Source organism: Halomonas sp. ALS9, assembly GCF_001651035.1.
In the GTDB taxonomy this organism is placed as follows: domain Bacteria; phylum Pseudomonadota; class Gammaproteobacteria; order Pseudomonadales; family Halomonadaceae; genus Vreelandella.
This window is the reverse complement of sequence record NZ_LXRG01000157.1, coordinates 1-1,145: the sequence shown is the minus strand read 5'-3', so window position 1 is coordinate 1,145 and position 1,145 is coordinate 1. Positions and strand designations below refer to the sequence as shown.

Here is a 1,145-nt window from a genome sequence, read left to right as displayed (position 1 = left end):
AGCTATGCTCACCTATATTCAATGTCATTTTTACATGCGAATAGGGGTCACAAGCAATATACAGGTAATCACCGTATTGATTATTGGCTACGTATTCATTCACACCCTGCCCCCAACCGCTTGCCCAGGCATTCGGGGGGCCAAAAGAGCTAGCGTTAGCAGTAAACGATAGAGCCCCGAAAACGCAAGTCATGACGACAGTAGTAGCTAATTTCATTTTGCTTCCCTTGATTTGTGAGCCTTCCTTTACAGTATCGGCCTGAGAAACATTAAATTTAGTGCATGTTTAAAAATACCCGGGCGTCTCACGACGTGCCGGGCGGCGTTGGCTGTGCCTCACGGCATGGCCTTAGGCGGCGCTTCACAGCGTTCCCTTGTTGCTTCACAGCGAGAACCGTTTAATGCTTTGGAATCTGTTGGTAAATGCCCTGTTGCGCTTTCGCCTGCTCGCGGGCCACTTGCCCGCTTTGCCAGGTAGAAATGCCACGCTCAGCGGTTTGGCCAGCGATATAGCCACCAACACCTAGCGTCATGAGATTCCAGAGCGCTTCGGGCAATGGCAGCGTCAGGCCTACACCAAACATGGCAGACAAGTACAGCGCGATCAGATAGTTGTTAGCGACGATTGCCACGATAGTAAGCATTAGAATCGGGCGCCAATTGCGTTGCAGCCAGCTCTCGCCCGCGGCCTCTGCCAATATCACCTGCATCTGTGCTTTAAGCGCGCTGTTTTCCGCATCAATCAGCTGCGTCTGAATTTCGTGTTTTAGACGCGCTGCCTCATCCTTATCGGTCACTGCTTTATCGATCACACTGAATAGCGGGCCAGTGATTACTGATAACGCTTTGGCTGCGATACTCATCACTTAGTCTCCAGCGCCGACACGCGGCTGTTCAGGTTATCGATGCGGCTTTCGATCTCATCAAGATCACGGCGAGCATCGGATGCTCGGTAGTAGGTATCACCCCAGCTTTTTAGCTCTTGGCGCATTTCCTGAATCATTAAGCCCTGGGTGGTCAGCCGTTCTTCCAAAACGACCGACTGCTGCCCCCCTGTGTGTCAACCTGAATCCATACACCAGCTCAGAGCCAGCCCAAATGATCAGCGCTACCAACAGCACCTGTATTCCTGTCTGCATATGCCG

The 1,145-nt window shown here is 51.9% G+C and carries 2 protein-coding genes and 1 pseudogene; all 3 read right to left on the bottom strand.

All coding sequences use genetic code 11. The features are described 5' to 3' along the window. Positions 1 to 217, bottom strand: a pseudogene (locus A6R74_RS22940) (hypothetical protein); the annotation flags it as partial. A 181-nt stretch (positions 218 to 398) separates the two neighbouring features. Beyond that, positions 399 to 863 (bottom strand): 3TM-type holin, encoded by a 465-nt coding sequence (locus tag A6R74_RS10635; RefSeq protein ID WP_064232721.1) that lies wholly within the window; start codon positions 861 to 863, stop codon positions 399 to 401. Beyond that, positions 863 to 1,033 carry a hypothetical protein gene (locus A6R74_RS22785; RefSeq protein ID WP_165603342.1) on the bottom strand — a complete coding sequence of 57 codons (171 nt, stop codon included), beginning with the start codon at positions 1,031 to 1,033 and terminating at the stop codon, positions 863 to 865. The genes A6R74_RS10635 and A6R74_RS22785 overlap by 1 nt, the downstream gene beginning before the upstream one ends. Between the last annotated feature and the right edge of the window lie 112 nt (positions 1,034 to 1,145).